The sequence below is a fragment of the Actinosynnema sp. NPDC023658 genome, from assembly GCF_040639995.1.
Lineage (GTDB): Bacteria > Actinomycetota > Actinomycetes > Mycobacteriales > Pseudonocardiaceae > Actinosynnema.
This window is the reverse complement of sequence record NZ_JBFAAX010000959.1, coordinates 1-2,059: the sequence shown is the minus strand read 5'-3', so window position 1 is coordinate 2,059 and position 2,059 is coordinate 1. Positions and strand designations below refer to the sequence as shown.

Below are 2,059 nucleotides of genomic sequence, written 5' to 3'. Positions count from 1 at the left end.
CTTCGACCGCCGCCGGGTGGCCAGCAGTTCCGAGGCGATCTGGTAGGCGTCCAGGAACATCTCCCGGTCCACCCACGGCTTGCCGAGCGTGTGGCTGCGCCAGTCCTGGTGGGAGTCGAGCAGCTGGTCGACCGTCAGGTGCACGTAGCGCTGCGTGCACCGCAGGCCGTCGCTGCAGATCGCCCACTGCTCGTTCGGCACCTCGATCACCGGCCCGAGGTTCAGCCCCGCCTCACCGACCCGCGCCGCCAAGGCGGTCATCAGGGTCTTCACGACCGCCCGGCACCCCGCTTCGAACCGGTCGTCGTCGCACTTGAGGGCGCTCGCGACCAGGTGGACCCGCTCACCCCTCGACCAGCGCGCGGCGGCGACCTCCGTGCCGTCACGCCGTTCCTCGACGACGCGCAGGCCGCCCTCGTCGCCGGTCGTGGTGAAGCGCAGCCACCGGGTCGTCCCCGGTAATCGCGTCCTGACCCCGTCGGCGTCCGTCGCGTTGATCGAGGCCAGCTCGCGCAGGAGCACCGCCAGCCGGTCCGGCGTGGGCGTCCGCAGGGCTTGCTGGAGGAGGGACTCGCGGCGCCGGTGCCGGTCCAGCAGGCTGTCGCGGGTGACCTCACCGAGGTCGTCGAGCCGGTCCTGGGTCTCCCGCACCCGTTCGCGCACGTCGGCCAGGTGCTCCTCGGTGCGGCGCACCCGCTTCTCCGTCATCCGGTTCAGCGCGATCAACGGGACCGCGAGGCCCACGGAGGCCCCGATCTCCAGCAGCAGGGCGGGCACGTAGTCCCGACCCTGGAGCACCCACCCCCAGACCACCAGGGCCAGGCCGAACGCGGTGGCGGCGATGGCTGTGACTATTCCCCGCGACATCGGCACACTCCTGGGAAACCGTGCGAAATCGGTGGCTGCGTCCGGTGCGCGCAACTGGGAGACTGGATGCCTTCTTCTTACCCGACCACCCCTCCCGCGTTACCGGGACCGTCGAGTGGAGCCACAGTGGCAGCAGCCGCCGACAGCCCTGTGCGAGTGGTGGGCACACCGGTCGCCTACGGCCTGGAGACGTTCAAGGACAGGTCGCGACAGCAGGACGAGGTGCTGGCTTCGCTCACCGACGACCGCACCCGGATGGTGACGATCGTCGGGCGTCGCGGCATCGGGAAGAGCGCCCTGGCCGCGCGGATCGTGACGCGCATCGAGGGCGGCGACGTCCCCTGGCTGATCGCGAACATCAGCAGCCGCACGAGCGGCCTGTCGTTGGAGCGCATCTACCTGGACTGCGCCCGGCTGCTGGGCGGCGCCGCCGAGGAGGAGCTGTTGTCCGCGTGGACCGGCTCGCGCGCGGTGATGGACAAGGTCACCACGCTGTTCGACGCGTTCACCGAGCGCAGGTGCCTGCTGGTGCTCGACAACGTCGAGGACCGCCTCACCGACGTGGGCGAGCCGGCCGACGGGGACCTGCGCGACTTCTTCGAGGTGCTGTTCCGCGCGCGCCACCTGGTCCGGCTGCTGGTCACCACGCAGGTGCCGATCGCCCTGCCGCCGGCGGTGCGGCGGTACGAAGCGCGGATCTTCCTCGACGACGGCCTCCCGCCGAGCGACGGCGTCGCCCTGCTGCGGGAGCTGGACCGCGACGGCGAGGCGGGGCTGCACCTGATGTCCGACCTCGACCTCGAACAAGCCGTCCGCCGGGTGCACGGCGTGCCGCGGGCCATCGAACTGGTCTTCGGCGCGCTGGTCCAGGACTACCTGACCCTGCCCACGCTCGAAGACCTGCTCGACACCTACGCCGTCCGGGGCGACATGGTCGCGAACCTCGCCCAGGACGGCTTCCGCCGGCTCGGCCACGAGGCGCGGCTCGTGCTGGACGTGCTCGCGGTCTTCGGGCGGCCGAGCACCGCCGAGGCCGTCACCTCGGTGCTGCGGCCGATCGCACGGGATCTCGACGTGGCCGCCGCGCTGGCCGAGCTCGCCGCGCGCGGTCGCATGGTCACCGTGCACCGCGCCAGCCGGACCTTCCGCCTGCACCCCATGGACGTCGACCTGGTGTTCTCCGAGCTCGGCC

The 2,059-nt window shown here is 71.8% G+C and carries 2 protein-coding genes; one reads left to right on the top strand and one right to left on the bottom strand.

Annotation, left to right across the window (positions count from 1 at the left end):
• A partial coding sequence (locus tag AB0G02_RS36915) for a hypothetical protein (RefSeq protein ID WP_360804152.1) occupies nucleotides 1-867 on the bottom strand: 867 nt, incomplete at its 3' end.
• Nucleotides 868-1,023: 156 nt separating this feature from the next.
• On the opposite strand from AB0G02_RS36915, the gene AB0G02_RS36910 reads away from it, so the two are divergent.
• A partial coding sequence (locus tag AB0G02_RS36910) for an AAA family ATPase (RefSeq protein WP_360804150.1) occupies nucleotides 1,024-2,059 on the top strand: 1,036 nt, incomplete at its 3' end.